Source organism: Shewanella japonica, from assembly GCF_002075795.1.
GTDB lineage: Bacteria > Pseudomonadota > Gammaproteobacteria > Enterobacterales > Shewanellaceae > Shewanella > Shewanella japonica.
The window spans coordinates 2,470,182-2,487,473 of record NZ_CP020472.1 but is presented as its reverse complement, the minus strand read 5'-3'; the positions used below and the strand labels follow the sequence as shown (position 1 = coordinate 2,487,473).

The following is a 17,292-nucleotide window of genomic DNA, read 5'->3' as shown; positions in this document are numbered from 1 at the left end:
TTAATAACAAAGGATATGTATCTTAATGAATGGTATGCAATTTATTATAGAGTTATTGGATAAACTCGCTTGGCCTTTAGTGTTTGTATTTTGCGTTTTGATGTTACAAAAACCCATCGCTCGTTTGATCCCTTTGGCTAGAAAATTAAAGTTTAAAGACTTTGAAGTTGAATTTGGCCAAGAATTAAAGGCTGTATCAAAACATGCACAAGGGGCTTTTCCTGAGCTTAAACAAAATAAAAAAGCAATTTTGATTGCCTCTGTAGATAACTTACCTAGCTCCTCAATTCTAGAAGCTTGGCGAGAGGTTGATGATGCAGCTGAAAACCTGATAGTAGCAAAGCTCGATAACGTGGATCTTGAATCTAGTACTCGCTACAAATTAATTGAAGAAACCCTGATTTCACAGCATTTAGTTGATACTAAAAAAGCTAAGCTATTTAATGAATTACGTCAGTTACGTAACAAAGTTGCCCATGCAAAAGATTATCAGGTTGGTAAATTAGAAGCGGTACAGTATATCGAGCTGTGTTTTGTATTGGTTGATCACTTTAATCAACTTTTAAACCAAGAATCACGAGCTCATAATAACGTTAAATAACCCCTTCATATTAATGGCACTTAACACTCATGATTTAAAAGCGCCCATACTTCGCTAACCTGTGATTGTTATGCTTTTAGCATGGCAGTCACGACCTTGTTAGCATTGGGTGCTGTCGGTTAAATCACTTTTGCTATTACTCTACTTTAAATTGTTGATTGGTTCCATTATAGCAGCTCCACTGAGTCAGAGAAGCGCCATCATTGGTGGATTTACCGGCGATATCAAGACACTTATTACTGACTTTGCTGATTATCTCGTAATATCCATCACCTTTATCTGCTAAATTCCACATTTGGTTTTGATTACTACTATTACACACCCACTGTTGAATTTTAGCGCCATTACTTGTGCTACCGGCAGATAAATCTAAACATAAATTGCTAACGTTTGATTTTATCGTATAAAAGCCGTTACTTAATTGATTAAGAGTGAATTTCTGAGCATTGGTGTTAGTACATGATGCTTGCTGATACTGAGAGCCGTTATAGGTTTGACTATTGATAACATCAATACACTTATTACTGTGCTTAGCGACAAGGTTGTACTGAGTATTTGGTTCTATACTGCCATCATTACCACCATTATCGCCTCCAGAGCCGCCATTACTTACTGGTTGATAAACTCGTATCCAATCAACATACATTTTGTTTTTGCTTTGATCGGCAAGATCAGCATCCGTTGCCACATTGCCAGCTTCAGAACGCCATGAATGATCTTCAGTATCCAATATAATGAACATCTCTTCATTCATCGTATATTGGTTTTTGTCCATGATGGCACCAGTATAATCTTTATCCTTCATTACGACTTCAGCCCATGAGCCTTGAGGGGTTTCTTGTCCATCAATATAAAAAGTCACATCCGTAGGGCTTTTCCAATAAGCGCCAAAGCGATGAAACCCTTCACGCCAATAGTTTCCCCAAGTGGGAGTATTATGAGTTTGGTCGTTAAAGTCACTACGTATGCTGTTATCGCTATTGCGTAAAAAAACATGAAAGTTGGTTGACATATTTTGAGTAAACCAGGTTTCACGAGATCCACCATATACTTCTAGAATATCAATTTCACGTTCGTCATTTTCACTCAGGAGCCAGAAATTGGAAGATAACTCTAAGTTACTAACCTTGATGTTAGCTTCAAGGAATATAGGATACTTAACTTTTGTTTTAGAGGTAATGACACCAGCATTAACTAGGTTTGGCGCTTTACGTGAGGCACTAATAATTAAATTACCATCAGAAACCCATGATTCGTTTTGACTCCATCGAGTTAAACCAGGGCCTTCCCAATTATTAAAGTAGGTATCATTCCATTTACTGTTAAAAGTGGCATTTTTACCTTGATAATTAAATGAATCAGAATATTGTTCATTTAGTTGCCAAACTAAACCGTTACCAGGATCCGCAGGTAATGGAATATTATCCCAATCAGCTGCAATACAAACAGTGGTTAATGCACTGGTGGCCATCAAAGTAGTAGCATAGATAACATTCATACTAGGTTTCATAAATTTCCCTTTCTTATGAAGAACACTTTCTTGTAAAAAGTGTTTAACTAATGGCTATTTTTGATTAAACAAAAATAGATCCAGCCAGATTGAATACCACTTACAAACTGACAAGATGTGTTCAGCTCCTGCGTGCTATACAAGCAAGAGCATGATTGCTCAGAAATAAACTGAACGAATAAAAATAGTCTTATCAGTTATTCAAAATGTTTCAGTGGTTTTGATTGAGCAAAATATTGCTTCGAAATAGAGGTAATGTACCCCCCCGGTGACATTGACATCTACCGAGGTATTTATTCCTGAGATATGGATAACCTCAGAGACATGCTTGCTCGCTAGTGGCGCATTTGTTGTTGGCGTAAAATGAAATGGATCTGGAGCGCTGTCAGGTACAATGAGATTGTTGACTATGGGATCATTTACTTCATTGTTATCTGCAGTTGAAGAACCACAACCTAACAAAGTTATAAACATAGCAATGATAATAATAGCGTTGAGACGTTGTTTATCGTCTCGATTATTCGAGGTCATATATGTTCACTTTTATTTATTAACATAACAGGACACAATAACTTCGTAGACAACAAGGTGACGATTTACGGATCACCTTCAAACATATCTATCCTTAATTAAGATATCGCCAATCTAACATTGTTTAATGAATATTGTTAACAAAATTTATTAAGGTTAATTTTTACTATTTGAGGCGTTGAATTAAATTGCTAGTGTAAACAATTGTATTTTGGACTTAAAAATAGCAATTGATAACCAATTGGTTTTTAAATGCAATTTAATTCACGGGTAAATACTGTAAAGAATCCCTAATCAATATAAAAACAAGCATCAAGATAGAGTTATTCATGTGATTCGATGTATTGTTAATAACTTATCTAAGTAAAAAATTGAAAGTAATAACGTCTGATCTAAAGGTTCGAAAAGGCGAGTATCAAGACTATTTTGAATTAACCATTGAGTTAATTAATGAGCTTGAAGCCAAAGTTTTGGAGTGTTTGTTGTTCAAGGGATTCGAATTCACCTAGGGAACAAGGATTAATCCTTGTTAGTTAATCGATACTTGTTAATTGTTGGCTGTTAAGTTTAATGGTTGAGCGTTTCACGAAAAAAACATTCAATTTTAAAAAGGCAAAAGGGCAGTGAAAACTGCCCTTGATAATAGATAAGAGAAACTTGCTGATTTATTTAATATTAGCTTTTATCGCTTTAGATGCTCGACTAATGTCACCTTCACGTAAGGCCTGTAATATTCCTCTGTGCTCCTCAACACACTCAGAACTTGATGTAATACGTTTATAATTTAAACGCATACGCATTACATATGGATACCAAATATTCACCAAATCTTCGCCACCGGCTTTATAAATTAGGTAATTATGGAAGGAAATATCAACCTTAGTGACTTCTGTGAAATCTTCTCTATCAAACGCCGCTTGTAGTTCATCTAGAATCGACTCTAATTGAGCAACATCATCATCTGTTAATGGGTTTTGCTTGAGATTTTCAATCGCATAAACCTCTATATTTTGACGAAGATTTATCATTAACTTTTGCAGCTTAGGTTCTAATATACTGTTAACTGAAGCGCCGCAATTGTTCTTAGAAATTAGCAAGCCTTCTTTGGTTAACTGAAGGATAACATCACGGATTAGCCCACGTGAAAGCCCAAATCTTTTAGCAAGTTCTTGTTCATTTAATTTGGTATTCGGGGCCAAATCTCCCGAGATAATATCTGAACGTAATTGATCAGCAATTTGGTCTTTTACCGATAAGATTTTGGTAGGTTTAGCTGCAGCCATGATATATCCAATTTATTCATATTATTTAACATTCTAGACATTGAGCTATTTTATTACAATTGTCAAATGTCATATTGTTAAAAATATACACTTTAAATTTTTATAAGTGTCTGAATTTAAAGTGCAAGATTTATATCCTACTTTTAAAAAAGCAAAAAAATGCCCATTTACCATTATATTGTTAACAAATTACATGGCTAACTAACGGTAAAATGGGCAACCTGAAGACCTGTTCAGATGACAAACAACCTTAATAGGTTGGAGCAAAATGAAGTACTCACTGGGGAGAGAAATACTTCTATAAATTGAATCTGTTTATTTTTCCTTAAAACGTTGTTGATACATTTCTTTGTTAATTGCTTTTGCAGCTTCCACCATATAGGGATAAGGCGTATCAGTTACCGAAACGAAACCCACATTGTAGTTTTCGCCATCATAGGCACGTCCGGTAATAGGTGAGTCAATATATTGGAACCAATGAGCACCGACAAAATAGGGATTATCGATGACAGACTTCATGTAGTCTTTGTACATAACAGCTCTGTCTTGTTGGTCTGATGCGAGAATAAGCCCAGGATGATATAAACCTGAATCTTTAGCACCAATATGGAATTCACCAATTATGCTCGGCATATCAATTTCTTGTAAAAATGCCCAAGACTTTTTGGTTAAGCCTTCTTTATAAGAGTTAAAGCTTATAACATCTACATGCTTAGCTGATGCATTAACGACTTCTCGTGGCATTCCCCAATCTGGAAAACGAGAGCCTAAATACAGATGATTTGGCATGTAATGCTTTACTGCTTTATTAACAGTGCTGAAATATTTGTCAGCATAGGCTGTTAGCAATAATCCATAATCATTGATTTGTTCAGAGTTGTTTATACTCGAATCAATACCACTATCAAATTCTGCCCAATCAGTAATCGATTTGTTCCAAGCCTGATTTAACTTATTTATATCCACATACTTTTGTTTCATCAGACGAGTAAATTCAGCTTTGGTTGGTACTTCAGCACCGTTTTTAGTTAATGTATTGACAACAATGCCATAGCGGCTTTCTGTACTATCCGAACGGCCAAAGCTTTTTTCATTATCAACGAAAATACCTACACACCATGGATTGCCTTTTACTTCATCGTATATGACCTTAGCGGTAGCATGGGCACGTTTTTCAAATTCAGGGTCAAATACATCTGGCATTGGCGCCCAAAAATCATCACCGCTAGAAACCGTTTTATAATTTCCAATGATCCAACCATTAGCAAAATAGGGGATTTTGTTGTTATCGTAATACCTAGGGTCGGTCCAATTCCCTAAGGACGTAAAGCCCCAATCTAGCATTCGATTTACTGTGGTATCTTCCCATGCCTGCATATAGCCTTCAGCTTGTTGACCGTATTTACGTTCTAAGTTTGCCGAATAAAAACTGAACGTTTCTCCATGCTTTAATGGACCAGAATGTGCGCTGCGTCGATAACCAAAATGTTTACCTAAAGGGGCATCGTAGTCGGGCAACCAACTGAACATGTTTGTGCGTGTGTCAGATGCGATAAATCGACTCGCTATTGCCTCATCAGATACGCGGTTTAATTTTTGAGAATCCTCTGGTGTGACATTATCTTTAGGTGGTTGGACAATATACGCTTGCTTAAAGTCATATCCGGTTAATGTTGAGGAATTAGATAAACGGATAATATCAATGCCTGTGGCCAAATATAGATATCCATCAGGGTCAACTAATGACCATTTACCGTTCACTTTTTCTGTTCTAAAAAAGCCTGTCGCCGTTAACTTAGGACCTGATAACCATCCACCATAACGACTTCTATCTTCTGCGACTTTACCGGTAAATGTTTTAGCCTCATCGACACGTTGTTGTTCTAGCTCTAGATCATTATGAACTTTCCCAATAAAGTCCTGTTTTTTATTTTGTCCGTATTGATCAACGATATCAGTTAGAAAGAGGGGATCAAATTTTGGATTTTGCCTAATTTGTACTCGACTAATATCGATAGATTTGTCATGCAGATTGCTTTGAACACTTAAACTGATTTTGGCGATGCCAGCCGTATTGAGATTCTTCTTCCCCCACATAGAGGTAAATTGATGTTCATTACTTTGCCAAGTATCAGGATTCGAACGTAAACCTGAGGTGAAGTTGAGTTCTACTTTATGATCGCTATTCATCACACCTAAATCATGGCCAGCCATTTTTGCGTAATAGGTTTGAATGTTATCTCCAACAGGGACATTTACCGTTCGTGTATAAGTAAACCCATCAATATCACTGATATCAAGATACAACTGCACACTATGATTACTGGTATTAACGATATCAAAAGCTAAATTAAAGTCATTCAAGTCACTCCAGTCCCATGCTTTTTTTGGAACAAAACTGACACCGCTATAATTATTATCTTTTGAGTTAAAAGCGACATGTAATTTGCCATCAGAGATACTCGTCTGAGCGGCAACAGGTTTAATTATGTTGTTACTTTGGCTATTGAAGTTAATCAAATCCATCGCTTGTTTGCTGTTAACTACCAAAGGCACACTTTCGGCTGGTGTCGTGTTTTGGCCTATATTTTGTGTGTCATGTTGACAAGCGATAGTGGACAAAATTGTTGTCGCTATGAAGCTATACCTAAGCGCATTTCGAGTATCTAATTTTATATTCATCTTTTTCCCAAAGCATTTTGACTTAGCTAAACAGTTAATAATTATTGTTAACAATCTACATTGTTAATTTTTTATTAGCAATACGTTAATACTGAAACAAGGTAAAAATCTGATAATTTTGAATGTTGAATTAAGCAGAACTGTTATGGATTAACGATCTGTAGATTTTTAAGTAATTATAAAATATAGCCTTTTAAGGTTATGGGGTAATTTGTTTACTTTGTTTTAGCAGAATAATTAAATTGATTTTGGTAAATTGTTAACAATAGTTGCTATCTATTTATTGTTAGTGCTAATGTAATGTTAATTGCATTGTTGGTCGCGAGATGAAGTCAAAGTCTGAAGAGCCAATAAGTGTGCTGTTAAAAGCATACCAAACATTTGGGTTACATTGCTCAGCACAAATATAAGTAGATAATTAAATAGATAGTGGATGTTAATATGATTATTAAAAGTCACAGTGTTTTATATTGTGCGCTGGTTGTGGCATTGGGCGGTTTTATTTTTGGCTTAGATGCAGCGTTGATATCTGGCACAGTGCGTTTTGTCACTACAGAATTTGATTTAACGGATCTTCAAATTGGAACTGTTGTCAGTGCACCTGGCTTCGGAGTCATATTTGCTTTGATGGTCACAGGGTTTATATGCGACAAGATAGGACGTAAAAAAACCTTAGTTATTATCTCATTTATCTACATTATTTCAGCGGTGTTATCAGTCATGGCCACCAGCTTTGAATCATTGGTTGTCGCTAGGTTTGTTGGCGGGCTCGCATTTACCTCTTTATCCGTAGCTGCAATGTATATTGGTGAAATCGCACCATCGCATTTACGCGGTAAGTTAGTCTCTATAATTCAAATCAACATCGTAGTGGGTTTATCCATAGCTTACTTTGCAAACTTTGCCATATTAGAAATATCAGAAAGTGCATACCCTTGGGTTTCATCATTGCATATCGACACCCATACATGGCGTTGGATGTTAGGTATCGAAATTTTACCTGCTATAGTGTGGTTTTTATTACTACTTAACATCCCGCAAAGTCCACGCTGGTTAATCATGAAGCGAAAAGACGACAAAGCTAAACTAATTATTAATCAATTTAACAATACGACTCAGTGCGAAGATGAAGTCGCCCAGATCAAACAAAGCCTTAAAAGTCATAATGAAAAAGAATCTTTTTGGGTACTCTTTAAAAGTCTTTTTGATAGTAAAGTCCGGGGCGTGGTGATTCTTGGATTAACCATAGGTATTGTGCAACAAATCACTGGGATCAATGCGATTATGTTTTACGCACCCACAGTATTTGAACAGCTCGGAATAGGCACTGATGCTGCATTTTTCCAAGCTGTTGTAGTCGGACTCGTTAGTATTATCTTTACTGTGGTCGCTATTTTATTAATCGATAAGCTTGGTCGAAGACCCTTAGTTATTTGGGGACTTGCTACAGCCACCATAAGTTTATTTGCTTGTTACTGGGGCTTTAGTCAGGCTACTTATTCATTAACAGAACAATCATTAGTGTCTCTAGCAGAACAAGTGAACATTGAACGTTTAACATCTATGTTAAACGTTGTTTTTCAAAGTGACGTTGAATTTAAGACAGCCTTGATTAGTGTGCTAGGTGAGTCGGATGCTAAGCAATATGAAAGTGTGCTGCTGCAAAGTGCTGCAACTATCAATGCTAACTTAATTATCGCGGGTATTATTGGCTTCATTGCAGCTTTTCATTTTTCAATTGGCCCAATAATGTGGGTGTTATTTTCTGAAATATTCCCAACACATATTCGTGGTGTTGCGATTCCTGTTTTTGCGTTTATCACAAGCTTCGTAAGTTATTTAGTGCAGCAGTTTTTCCCTTGGCAATTAAGTGTGTTTGGTGCTGATGAAATATTCTTGTTTTATACTATTTGTGGTGCAATTGGATTTATTTTGTTATTCAAAATCATGCCAGAGACGAAAAACAAAAGTATTGAAGAAATAGAAATTTTGCTCTCAGGCAAACACACAGATAACAAAGACAATAGTATCCCACTCGCTAAAAGAGAGGCATAAACATGAAGTCTATGTTAGCCATTGGCGAGTGCATGATGGAACTATCTGAACATTCTACGTCATTGTTACACCGTGCTTTTGCTGGTGACACATACAATGCTTTGGTCTACGCCAAACAATATGAGCCAAAAATTAACTGTCAATTCTTTAGTGCAATTGGTCATGATCAACCTAGTAAAGCAATGAGAGCTGCGTGGGATAAAAACGGTATTAACAGTCAATCGGCGTTAAGTATTGAGCAAGCAACAATTGGTATTTATGCCATCGCTACTGATAATCAAGGTGAACGCAGTTTCAGCTATTGGCGTAATCAGTCTGCAGCCACCCAGATGATGAAAGTGCTAACGACGAATAAATTATTAAACCGTATTGGTAAAGTAGATCTCGTGTTTTTTAGTGGTATTTCGTTAGGGATTCTCACTGATGAAGATAAACATTTACTGCTTAATCTCATACAAAAATTTCGCCAACAGGGTGCATTAATCGCCTTTGATCCTAATTACCGCATCGCAATGTGGCAGTCTGTGGAACATGCAAAAACGTGGTTTGATTTAGCTTACCAGCACTGTGATATTGCCTTACCTGGTGTAGAAGAACATCAGATAATTTATAACCATAACACCGCTACCGAAGTCGCTTTGTATTGCCAATCCTTAGCGGTATCAGAAATTGTAGTAAAGAGTGGCCTTGATGGTACATATATATATGACTCTAGTTCGTTAATAGACCATCAAGCATTTAATCCAGCTCCTCAACAAGTTGATTCAACAGCTGCAGGTGACTCATTTGCTGGTACGTATCTCTCCAGTAGGTTAGCTGGCAACAGTATTTCTCTAGCACTTGCAGACGCTTGTTTTGTTGCTCGTGAAGTTGTGCAGCACAAAGGCGCTTTACTCCCTGGTGATGTTTATCAACAAATGATGACATCTAAAATCAACAATAATTGTGCATAAACGTGATTAGTGATTACGACTTTAAAAATTAATAGCCGCATTAACTAGAAAAACAAAAGATATTTTAGGAACCCGAATGAACCCGAATAAACCGTTGAGCCTTGCTAGTAAACGAGCAATCGAAAGAGGATATGACCAAACAACGTCTGATTGGTTAGTTGAGTTTGATGTAACGCCTTTGAAAGGTGATTTTGCCTATGAAGAAGGTGTAATTAGACGGGATCCTTCATCTGTAATTAGTGTCGATGGGGTTTTACATTGCTGGTATACCAAAGGTATCGGTGAAACGGTCGGTTTTGGTTCTGACAACGTAGACGACAAAGTGTTTCCTTGGGATTTAACGGAAGTCTGGCATGCAACGTCGACAGATGGTGAAACATGGAAAGAACAAGGTGTAGCGATTGAACGGGGCCAAAGTGGCCAATATGATGATCGCGCTATTTTTACACCTGAAGTATTAGCTCACCAAGGTCGTTATTACCTTGTCTATCAAACTGTGACGACACCTTACACCAACAGACAATATGAAGAAATTGCATTGGCCAGTTCAGATAGCCCTTATGGCCCTTGGCATAAATCAGCTTCTCCTATCTTAAGTCCAAGTAAAGATGGGCAATGGCGAGGAGATGAAGATAATCGCTTTCATGTTACCAGCAAAGGGAGTTTTGACAGCCATAAAGTACATGATCCGTGTTTACTGTTTTTCGATAACAAGTTCTACCTTTATTACAAAGGTGAAACTATGGGTGAAGAAATGAATTTTGGCGGACGTGAAATTAAGCATGGTGTGGCAGTTGCAAACAATATTCAAGGACCGTATATCAAATCAGAGTTAAACCCAATTTCAAATAGTGGACATGAAGTGGTGGTTTGGAATTTTGAAGGTGGCATAGCGTCCTTATTAACAACAGACGGACCAGAAAAAAATACCATACAGTTCGCTGAAGATGGCCAAAATTTCGAAATCAAAGCTCATATTAAAGGTGCACCTGAAGCTATTGGCTTGTTTCGTGGCGGCTCTGAAACAGCTAAACCAGGCTTAGATTGGGGCTTATGTCATAAGTATGATCCAAGCTGGAATTGGAATTATATTTGTCGCTTTAGCATAAAACGACAAATCCTTGATGCAGGCACATTTCAAAACAGTAACTAAACACCGTTTAATTACTAGGTCTAATTGTTGAAGGTTTAACTATCTAAGTCATGTCAGTGACTAATTAAAAAATGAGGCGGTTATGGATAGGCGAAGTTTTATAAAGCTGTCGGCGTTAGCTACAGGAAGCATGCTGTTTCCGACACAAGCAGCAAGAGCTGCAGCTAGTAGACGCTCATTAACAAAAACAACCCCCGTTGAATTATTGCCAAGCAATGTTCAACGCCCTTGGCTTGGGAAAGCGTTTTGGGGCAATCGTTTACAAGATTGGCGCTTGAATGCGGGTAAAATTGAATGTATTCGCGGTGAGCGCGGTTTTGAAATGCGCACAGTGTCCATTTTAACTCGCCAACTCAACGACGCACCAAAGCCGGCACGTATCAAAGCTAAAGTCAGTAACTTAACGCCGACTAAAGCCGGGTTTTGTGGTTTTTTATTAGCGGCAGGCGCAGACCAACTTGATTACCGTGCTAGTGCGTTAATTCAACGCGCATCGGGTAAAAATGGCGGCTTTATGGCGGTCATTAATGACAAAGGTGAGCTAAGTTTTAGAGATTTTTCTGACACCAACAAGCCGCTGGCTTTCGAAAAAGTGGTTAGAACTAATACAGTGAACATCGGCCAACTTCATGACCGTGAAATCATTTTAGATTGCCATATTGACCCAGTATCAAATAATAACTTTGATGTACGTTTGATCGCCATAGACAGTAAAACCAACAAAGAATTAGGTTTTATTGTACGTACTGGTGTGCCTAGTTCTGAATTACTTGGCGGCGTCATGTTGTTGTCATCAATGCCATCTAAACAAAGCGGCGCAAGATGGGCGTTTGAAGATATTCAGTCCGGTGGTGACAAACTGTCTAAATTTGATGATAGAGGATTAGGGCCAGTTATTGGCTGTATGCATAGCCTGAATAAATCAGTATTAAAGCTAAGTGCACAATTTATGCCTGTTGCTGACGATGAATATCGCAAGGTTACACTTGAATATCGTCAATCATCAAACAGCGAATGGCAATCTACTACTTCGCAAATTGAACCCGGTTATGTCATTCAATTTCGAGTTGAAGGGTGGGATAATACACAACAATATGATTACCGGGTTGTTAGCCAAGATAACGGTAACGCAGATGTGCTCTATCAAGGTCAAATATTAAAAGATCCTGGTCAGTCTAAGACGTTGTCGATAGCATTATATTCTTGTTTAGTTCCAACCAACTTGTCATTAGATATTGAACACTACAAAACGCGCTTGAAACAAGAAAAGCTATTAGGTCGTTTTGGTCCTGAAAACATATTATTTCCGCATACTGAGTTAGTCGGTAATTGTGATAGTCATGAACCCGATATGTATGTGTTTTGTGGTGATCAATATTATGAAGCAACGCCCACGCAAGTATGGCGGGGCAGACCTGATTCTCATTTAGATATGTTGTATCGCTGGTACTTATGGTATTGGACATTTAGAGATTCAATACGAAATAAACCGTCGATATTGCTAGCCGATGACCATGATGTATTACAAGGCAATTTGTGGGGAGTAGGCGGTAGGGATCCTGTGGTACTAGAAGGAGACAAACGCACTGAAGAAGATGGCGGCTATATGGAAACCAAAGCGCTGGTTAAAATGGTTTACCGTATGCAGCATGGTCATAATCCGGATGCGTATGATCCTACGCCAATAGATCACGATATTCCGGTAACTTATGGTGCCTTTGTTTATGGTGGCGTTAGTTTTGCGCTGGTTGAGGATAGAAAGTTTAAATCAAGGCGTAATATTAATATCAATCCATTACACACTCAGGGAGAGTTGTTAGGTCATCGTCAAGAGCAGTTTTTGCGTGCATGGGCGGATATGGACAAAGGCTTACCTAAAGTGTGTATTGCCTCCTCTATTTGGGGATCACCTCAAACTAAAAGCAACTTAGAGCCGCTATTAGATTATGACTCAAACGGCTATCCACCTGATGGTAGAACCCGTGCAGTTAAGTTGATTAAAGACGCCGGTGCCGTGGTGATCTGTGGCGACCAACATTTACCAATGATGGCCAAACAAGGGCTTGATACCTTTGATGATGGACCGCTATTTTTTGCCGGTCCTGCAGCTGCTGCATTCTGGCAGCGTTGGTTTGAGGGGTTAGGCAAACTTGATAACCCGTTTAATAATGACCCTAATACTGGCAACTTTACCGACATCTTTGGTAATAAAATGCGCGTATTGGCCGTTGCCAACCCGAAAGTAACTTATGATGACTTTAAGCAACAAACCAAAAATTCATGGAGTAACTTTTTGGCTGACCGTTCATTGAAGAGCGAAGGCTATGGTATTGTGAAGGTTGACCACAAAGCCCATCAATTTGAATTTGAATGTTGGGAATGGAATACCAATCCAAACAAAGGCAAGCAATTTCCAGGTTGGCCTTTTTTGCACAAATGGTCTTAAGCCATTTTCAAGCGACAATTCATAAAATGATATATGCCGGCTAAAGCCAAACACTAAGATTTACCGGCATATTTTTATCAAAAAATTAACATTTCACACCTATCAACTCATAAAATCACTCTTTTATCTTCCGTTATTTGAACAAGGATTCAATAACAAATACTGCATTTTTGTGGCGTATTTATCTAGATATTGACTCAATACAGTAGATAATGCTGTTGCGCTTTATTTCAAAATTATGACTATACCGCTAATTATTATTAGATAGATATTATCAATAAAATCAGCGACTAATAGATTAGTGTCAGTAATTTATTTCTTACGCAATACACGTTAATATATTGTAAAAAAACCGTTTAATATAAAATAAACCTTAATTATAAATGGCATTGTTTAGGAATATGATTAATTGAAGATTGTTAACAAAATTATGTTGACAGTTATTTTATTGATCAGTAATGTCTATAAACAGAGTTGCGACATAATTTTAACTTTTGCAGCTCGATGAGGCAGAAACATAAACGCTCTTGGGGGAGTAGACATGCCATTTAAAAACAAAACTTATAAATACAGCTCAGTATATCTGGCTTTGCTAACTGCGATGTCATTACAGGTATCAGCAGCAGAAGGGAATAATGACTCCACAGAAGAAATGGAAGTTATCCAAGTAAAAGGATTAAAAGGGAGTTTAAAAAAATCCATTAACGATAAACGCTTTGCAGAAAATTTAACTGACTCAATCAATGCAGAAGATATTGGTAAATCAACGGATCAAAATATTGCTGATGCATTATCTCGTGTTACCGGTGTGACTGTTCAATCAGTTGATGGTGAAGGGTCGAGAATTACTGTTCGTGGTGCAAATTCACAACAAAATAATATTAGCTTAAATGGCGTACAGTTAGGTTCAACAGACTTTAGCCAAAGTGTCGATTTATCGCAGTATTCATCAGATATTTTATCGAAAATCGAGGTAGTAAAAACACCGAGTGCTGATCATGAAGAAGGCGCTTTAGGTGCAAACATTAATTTAATAACGAATAAGCCGTTAGATTTAAATTATGAAATCCGTAATTTGACTGTTGAAGGCCGTTATAACGATTTACTGGAAGATGAAAATTATCGTTTATCTGGGACGATTTCAGAAAAATTCTTAGATGACACGTTTGGTCTTATATTTACCGCGGTATCCGAAACAAATTCATATCGTAAAGATCAGTATACTGCTGATAATTGGGTGTCTGAGTTTTCACACTTAGCAACCGATACCGACGGTAATCAAGTACAAGACGTTTGGGGTCTTACTAATAAAAATACTCGTTATGAGTTGTATAACAATGATGTAGACCGTATGAATTTTAACTTAGGTTTACAGTGGGCACCAACAAGCTCTACAGAATTTAATTTAAATACTAACTATACAAAGCAGGCTTTTGAAAGTTCAATGCATGGTGTACAGGTACGCAGCGGCCAGCAAGGTAACATGATAGAAGGGGTTGACCCAGGTTTAGGTGGCGGTCCGTCACAATGGACTGACCCGCAAGAAAATTGGCATACTATTGATACTAAAACCAATACATTCACTAAATACTTAAACCGCTTTGGTGATGGTGGCTTAAGCCAGTCTGAAAACAAGTATGAAGAAGAAAACAGTGTAGTCTCATTTGATGTGCGCCATGACATTACAGATAACTTCATTATGGAAGCCGGCTTAGGATATTCGAAATCAGAGCGAATTCCAGAAAACCAAGTTTATATTGCCTTACAAAACTACAGTAATATTAACCGTTGGTTAATTAAGAATGTACCTGCAACAGACATCGAGCCAGTAGGTTACGACTGTACTAACGGACCTTGTACTATTGTTGATGGCAATGGCTTAATTGACTTTGGTGCTAACAATGAATTTGGTGACCCATTAAATGTTTGGGATAATTACTCAACAACAGGCTTTAATGCGGATGAATTAAATGCCCAGCATTTAACCTTCTTGAATCGTTCTGTTATTGCTGTTGAAGACACCCAAAAATCAGCATTTGTAGATTTTGACTGGGTGTTAGATGCTGGGCCTATCACCAGCGTTGAATTTGGTGCTAAATATACAGAACGCGAAAAATATGTTGATGATCAACAAAATGCATTTAACAGTGTTGGTGAAGGTGTCGTAATTAACAACCCTTATACAGGCGCAACAGTCGTATTAAATGATGGTTTAAACTCACTGAGTGGTGACTTGTTTGCTGCAGATGACGGTTTCCCTGTTGACGACTTTATGTCAAGTAATGGATACGCCCGTGACTCTGTGACAGATGGTTGGTCAACATTTTCAGCGTTTAAAGCGTTTGATTTAGCCTTAGGCTCTCCTTTAATCGGTTTTACACCAGATGATTCAAATACTCGCTCAGCTGAACTTGAAAATTTTGCTACCTATTTAAAAGCAAACTTTGACTTATTTGACGGCCGATTGTCAGGTGATCTTGGTGTGCGTTATGTAAAAACAGAAGTATCAACAGCAGGCTCTTCAGGGGTACAATTTGCTTTTGACCCAGGTAACGCTGGTCGCTTAATGGACCCTTTTAAATTAGCAGAGCTACGTGACTCTAGTTTACCTGAATGTAGTGGCATCCCATTTTATGGTACAGACTGGAATGCTGAAGCGCGCTGGGGACGAGTTGATGGACAAGGTTATGATACCGTTGGAACAAATGATTTAACCGATGATATTTCAATTGCTGATCAAGGCCCATGTTTTGACCCAAATACCGTACGTGGAAATCCTAATGAGAGTGACTGGTGGTTATGGCGCCACAGTGATGTCTCTACTGAAAAATTCTATGTATATGGTGATCGTCAGTTTGATGAGAATGGTCAATTAGTTGCTACAGAAGATCGCAGCCGTCGAACTTTTGATGTTACTGGTACGCATGACTATGACGTATTTTTGCCGAGTTTAAATCTAAATTACATGCTTTTAGACGATACGATTTTACGTTTTGCTGCATCTAAAACCATGTCTAGACCACAAATAGACTCATTACGTCCAGGTTTTAAAGTGAGTGAAACACAATGGGGTGGTTACAACCGTAATAATACAATCACATTAACCTCACCAAAGCTTGACCCACTTGAGTCAGTCAACTTAGATTTATCATATGAATGGTATTTCAATGAAACCAGTATGCTTTCAGCAGGATTATTCTACAAAGATATGACTAACTTTGAAGAATCAGAAACCGTTGTTACCTACATGGATGATCTACGTGATGTTGGTTTAACTGAAGGTGAGTCATATAATCCTGATGATCTCGTGTTAGTTGCAGGACAAGACAGTCTTGAACAATGTATGCCTAAGCGCTTTCAAGGCAGTGATGAATTCCGTGAAGACTGGATGTACTCAGGTGATTTAGAACAAATGTGTGCGCAATTTAAAACCACACGAATTAAAAATGGTAAAGGTGCGACGATTAAAGGCGTTGAATTACAATATATTCAAACCTTTGACATGTTGCCTGGTTGGTTATCTGGTTTAGGTGTTCAAACAAATTATACATACCAAGATAGTGAATATGACCAAGAGGTGTCATCGATTGATGATTCAGTGAAATTACCTGCTTTACAAGTCGCCTACACACCAGAGCACAGTTATAATGTCACCACATTTTGGGAAAAGAATGGCCATCAACTTAGGTTGTCATACCGAGGTAATAGTGATCAATTAGCTAAACGTTCTTGGGAGTCAGGCTCTTTATGGGAAGAAGGACGTCAAACCCTCGATTTCTCAGCAAGTTATAAACTAAATGATTTTGTTACCTTTTCATTCCAAGCAGTGAATTTAACTGATGAAGGCATTCGCCAATACTATACAAGCCGATTCTTAAATGTGAATGGCAATGTGTTAGATGAGGGAAGCCCAATTAGTGGAGAAGCAACAGATTCGCGTACCGTTTATCAATATCAAACGGGTCGTACATTCCGTTTAAATGCTCGAATGAATTTCTAATCAAATTTTTTATTCGAAAAAAGCCGCCTTTGGCGGCTTTTTTGTTTCTAAAATAGCGCTTCGTGGTTTAAACGAATA

General features: G+C 37.7%; 10 protein-coding genes. 6 read left to right on the top strand and 4 right to left on the bottom strand.

Features of this window, described 5'->3' with window-relative positions:
* Positions 1-34: 34 nt before the first annotated feature.
* A complete protein-coding gene (locus SJ2017_RS10585) occupies positions 35-601 on the top strand; it encodes a HEPN domain-containing protein (protein ID WP_240433834.1) in 567 nt (188 codons plus the stop codon).
* Between the two features lie 136 nt (positions 602-737).
* Here the strand turns inward: SJ2017_RS10585 and SJ2017_RS10580 are convergent, their stop codons facing one another.
* From SJ2017_RS10580 to SJ2017_RS10565, 4 genes are all read right to left on the bottom strand, one after another.
* Positions 738-2,111, bottom strand: a complete 1,374-nt coding sequence (locus SJ2017_RS10580) for an RICIN domain-containing protein (protein WP_240433835.1) — start codon at positions 2,109-2,111, stop codon at positions 738-740.
* A gap of 201 nt (positions 2,112-2,312) precedes the next feature.
* Positions 2,313-2,642 (bottom strand): hypothetical protein, encoded by a 330-nt coding sequence (locus tag SJ2017_RS10575; RefSeq protein ID WP_080915729.1) that lies wholly within the window; start codon positions 2,640-2,642, stop codon positions 2,313-2,315.
* A 665-nt stretch (positions 2,643-3,307) separates the two neighbouring features.
* On the bottom strand, positions 3,308-3,925 hold the full coding sequence (locus SJ2017_RS10570; RefSeq protein ID WP_080915728.1) for a GntR family transcriptional regulator: 618 nt from the start codon (positions 3,923-3,925) through the stop codon (positions 3,308-3,310).
* A gap of 315 nt (positions 3,926-4,240) precedes the next feature.
* Positions 4,241-6,607 (bottom strand): beta-galactosidase, encoded by a 2,367-nt coding sequence (locus SJ2017_RS10565; RefSeq protein ID WP_080915727.1) that lies wholly within the window; start codon positions 6,605-6,607, stop codon positions 4,241-4,243.
* Between the two features lie 441 nt (positions 6,608-7,048).
* On the opposite strand from SJ2017_RS10565, the gene SJ2017_RS10560 reads away from it, so the two are divergent.
* From SJ2017_RS10560 to SJ2017_RS10540, 5 genes are all read left to right on the top strand, one after another.
* The gene (locus SJ2017_RS10560; protein ID WP_080915726.1) at positions 7,049-8,662 is read left to right on the top strand and encodes a sugar porter family MFS transporter; all 1,614 of its coding nucleotides are present in this window, start codon (positions 7,049-7,051) and stop codon (positions 8,660-8,662) included.
* A gap of 2 nt (positions 8,663-8,664) precedes the next feature.
* A complete protein-coding gene (locus SJ2017_RS10555) occupies positions 8,665-9,615 on the top strand; it encodes a sugar kinase (RefSeq protein ID WP_080915725.1) in 951 nt (316 codons plus the stop codon).
* A gap of 76 nt (positions 9,616-9,691) precedes the next feature.
* Positions 9,692-10,768: a glycoside hydrolase family 117 protein gene (locus SJ2017_RS10550; protein ID WP_080915724.1), complete on the top strand. Its 1,077-nt coding sequence runs from the start codon at positions 9,692-9,694 to the stop codon at positions 10,766-10,768.
* A gap of 82 nt (positions 10,769-10,850) precedes the next feature.
* Positions 10,851-13,214 carry an alkaline phosphatase D family protein gene (locus SJ2017_RS10545; protein ID WP_080915723.1) on the top strand — a complete coding sequence of 788 codons (2,364 nt, stop codon included), beginning with the start codon at positions 10,851-10,853 and terminating at the stop codon, positions 13,212-13,214.
* 541 nt (positions 13,215-13,755) lie between these two features.
* Entirely contained in the window at positions 13,756-17,214 is a 3,459-nt protein-coding gene (locus SJ2017_RS10540) for a TonB-dependent receptor (RefSeq protein WP_080915722.1), read from the top strand.
* Positions 17,215-17,292: the final 78 nt, after the last annotated feature.

Coding starts and splice junctions, on each gene's coding strand:
- SJ2017_RS10585 (WP_240433834.1), top strand. CDS start 35: ATGCAATTTATTATAGAGTTATTGGATAAACTCGCTTGGCCTTTAGTG.
- SJ2017_RS10580 (WP_240433835.1), bottom strand. CDS start 2,111: ATGAAACCTAGTATGAATGTTATCTATGCTACTACTTTGATGGCCACC.
- SJ2017_RS10575 (WP_080915729.1), bottom strand. CDS start 2,642: ATGACCTCGAATAATCGAGACGATAAACAACGTCTCAACGCTATTATT.
- SJ2017_RS10570 (WP_080915728.1), bottom strand. CDS start 3,925: ATGGCTGCAGCTAAACCTACCAAAATCTTATCGGTAAAAGACCAAATT.
- SJ2017_RS10565 (WP_080915727.1), bottom strand. CDS start 6,607: ATGAATATAAAATTAGATACTCGAAATGCGCTTAGGTATAGCTTCATA.
- SJ2017_RS10560 (WP_080915726.1), top strand. CDS start 7,049: ATGATTATTAAAAGTCACAGTGTTTTATATTGTGCGCTGGTTGTGGCA.
- SJ2017_RS10555 (WP_080915725.1), top strand. CDS start 8,665: ATGAAGTCTATGTTAGCCATTGGCGAGTGCATGATGGAACTATCTGAA.
- SJ2017_RS10550 (WP_080915724.1), top strand. CDS start 9,692: ATGAACCCGAATAAACCGTTGAGCCTTGCTAGTAAACGAGCAATCGAA.
- SJ2017_RS10545 (WP_080915723.1), top strand. CDS start 10,851: ATGGATAGGCGAAGTTTTATAAAGCTGTCGGCGTTAGCTACAGGAAGC.
- SJ2017_RS10540 (WP_080915722.1), top strand. CDS start 13,756: ATGCCATTTAAAAACAAAACTTATAAATACAGCTCAGTATATCTGGCT.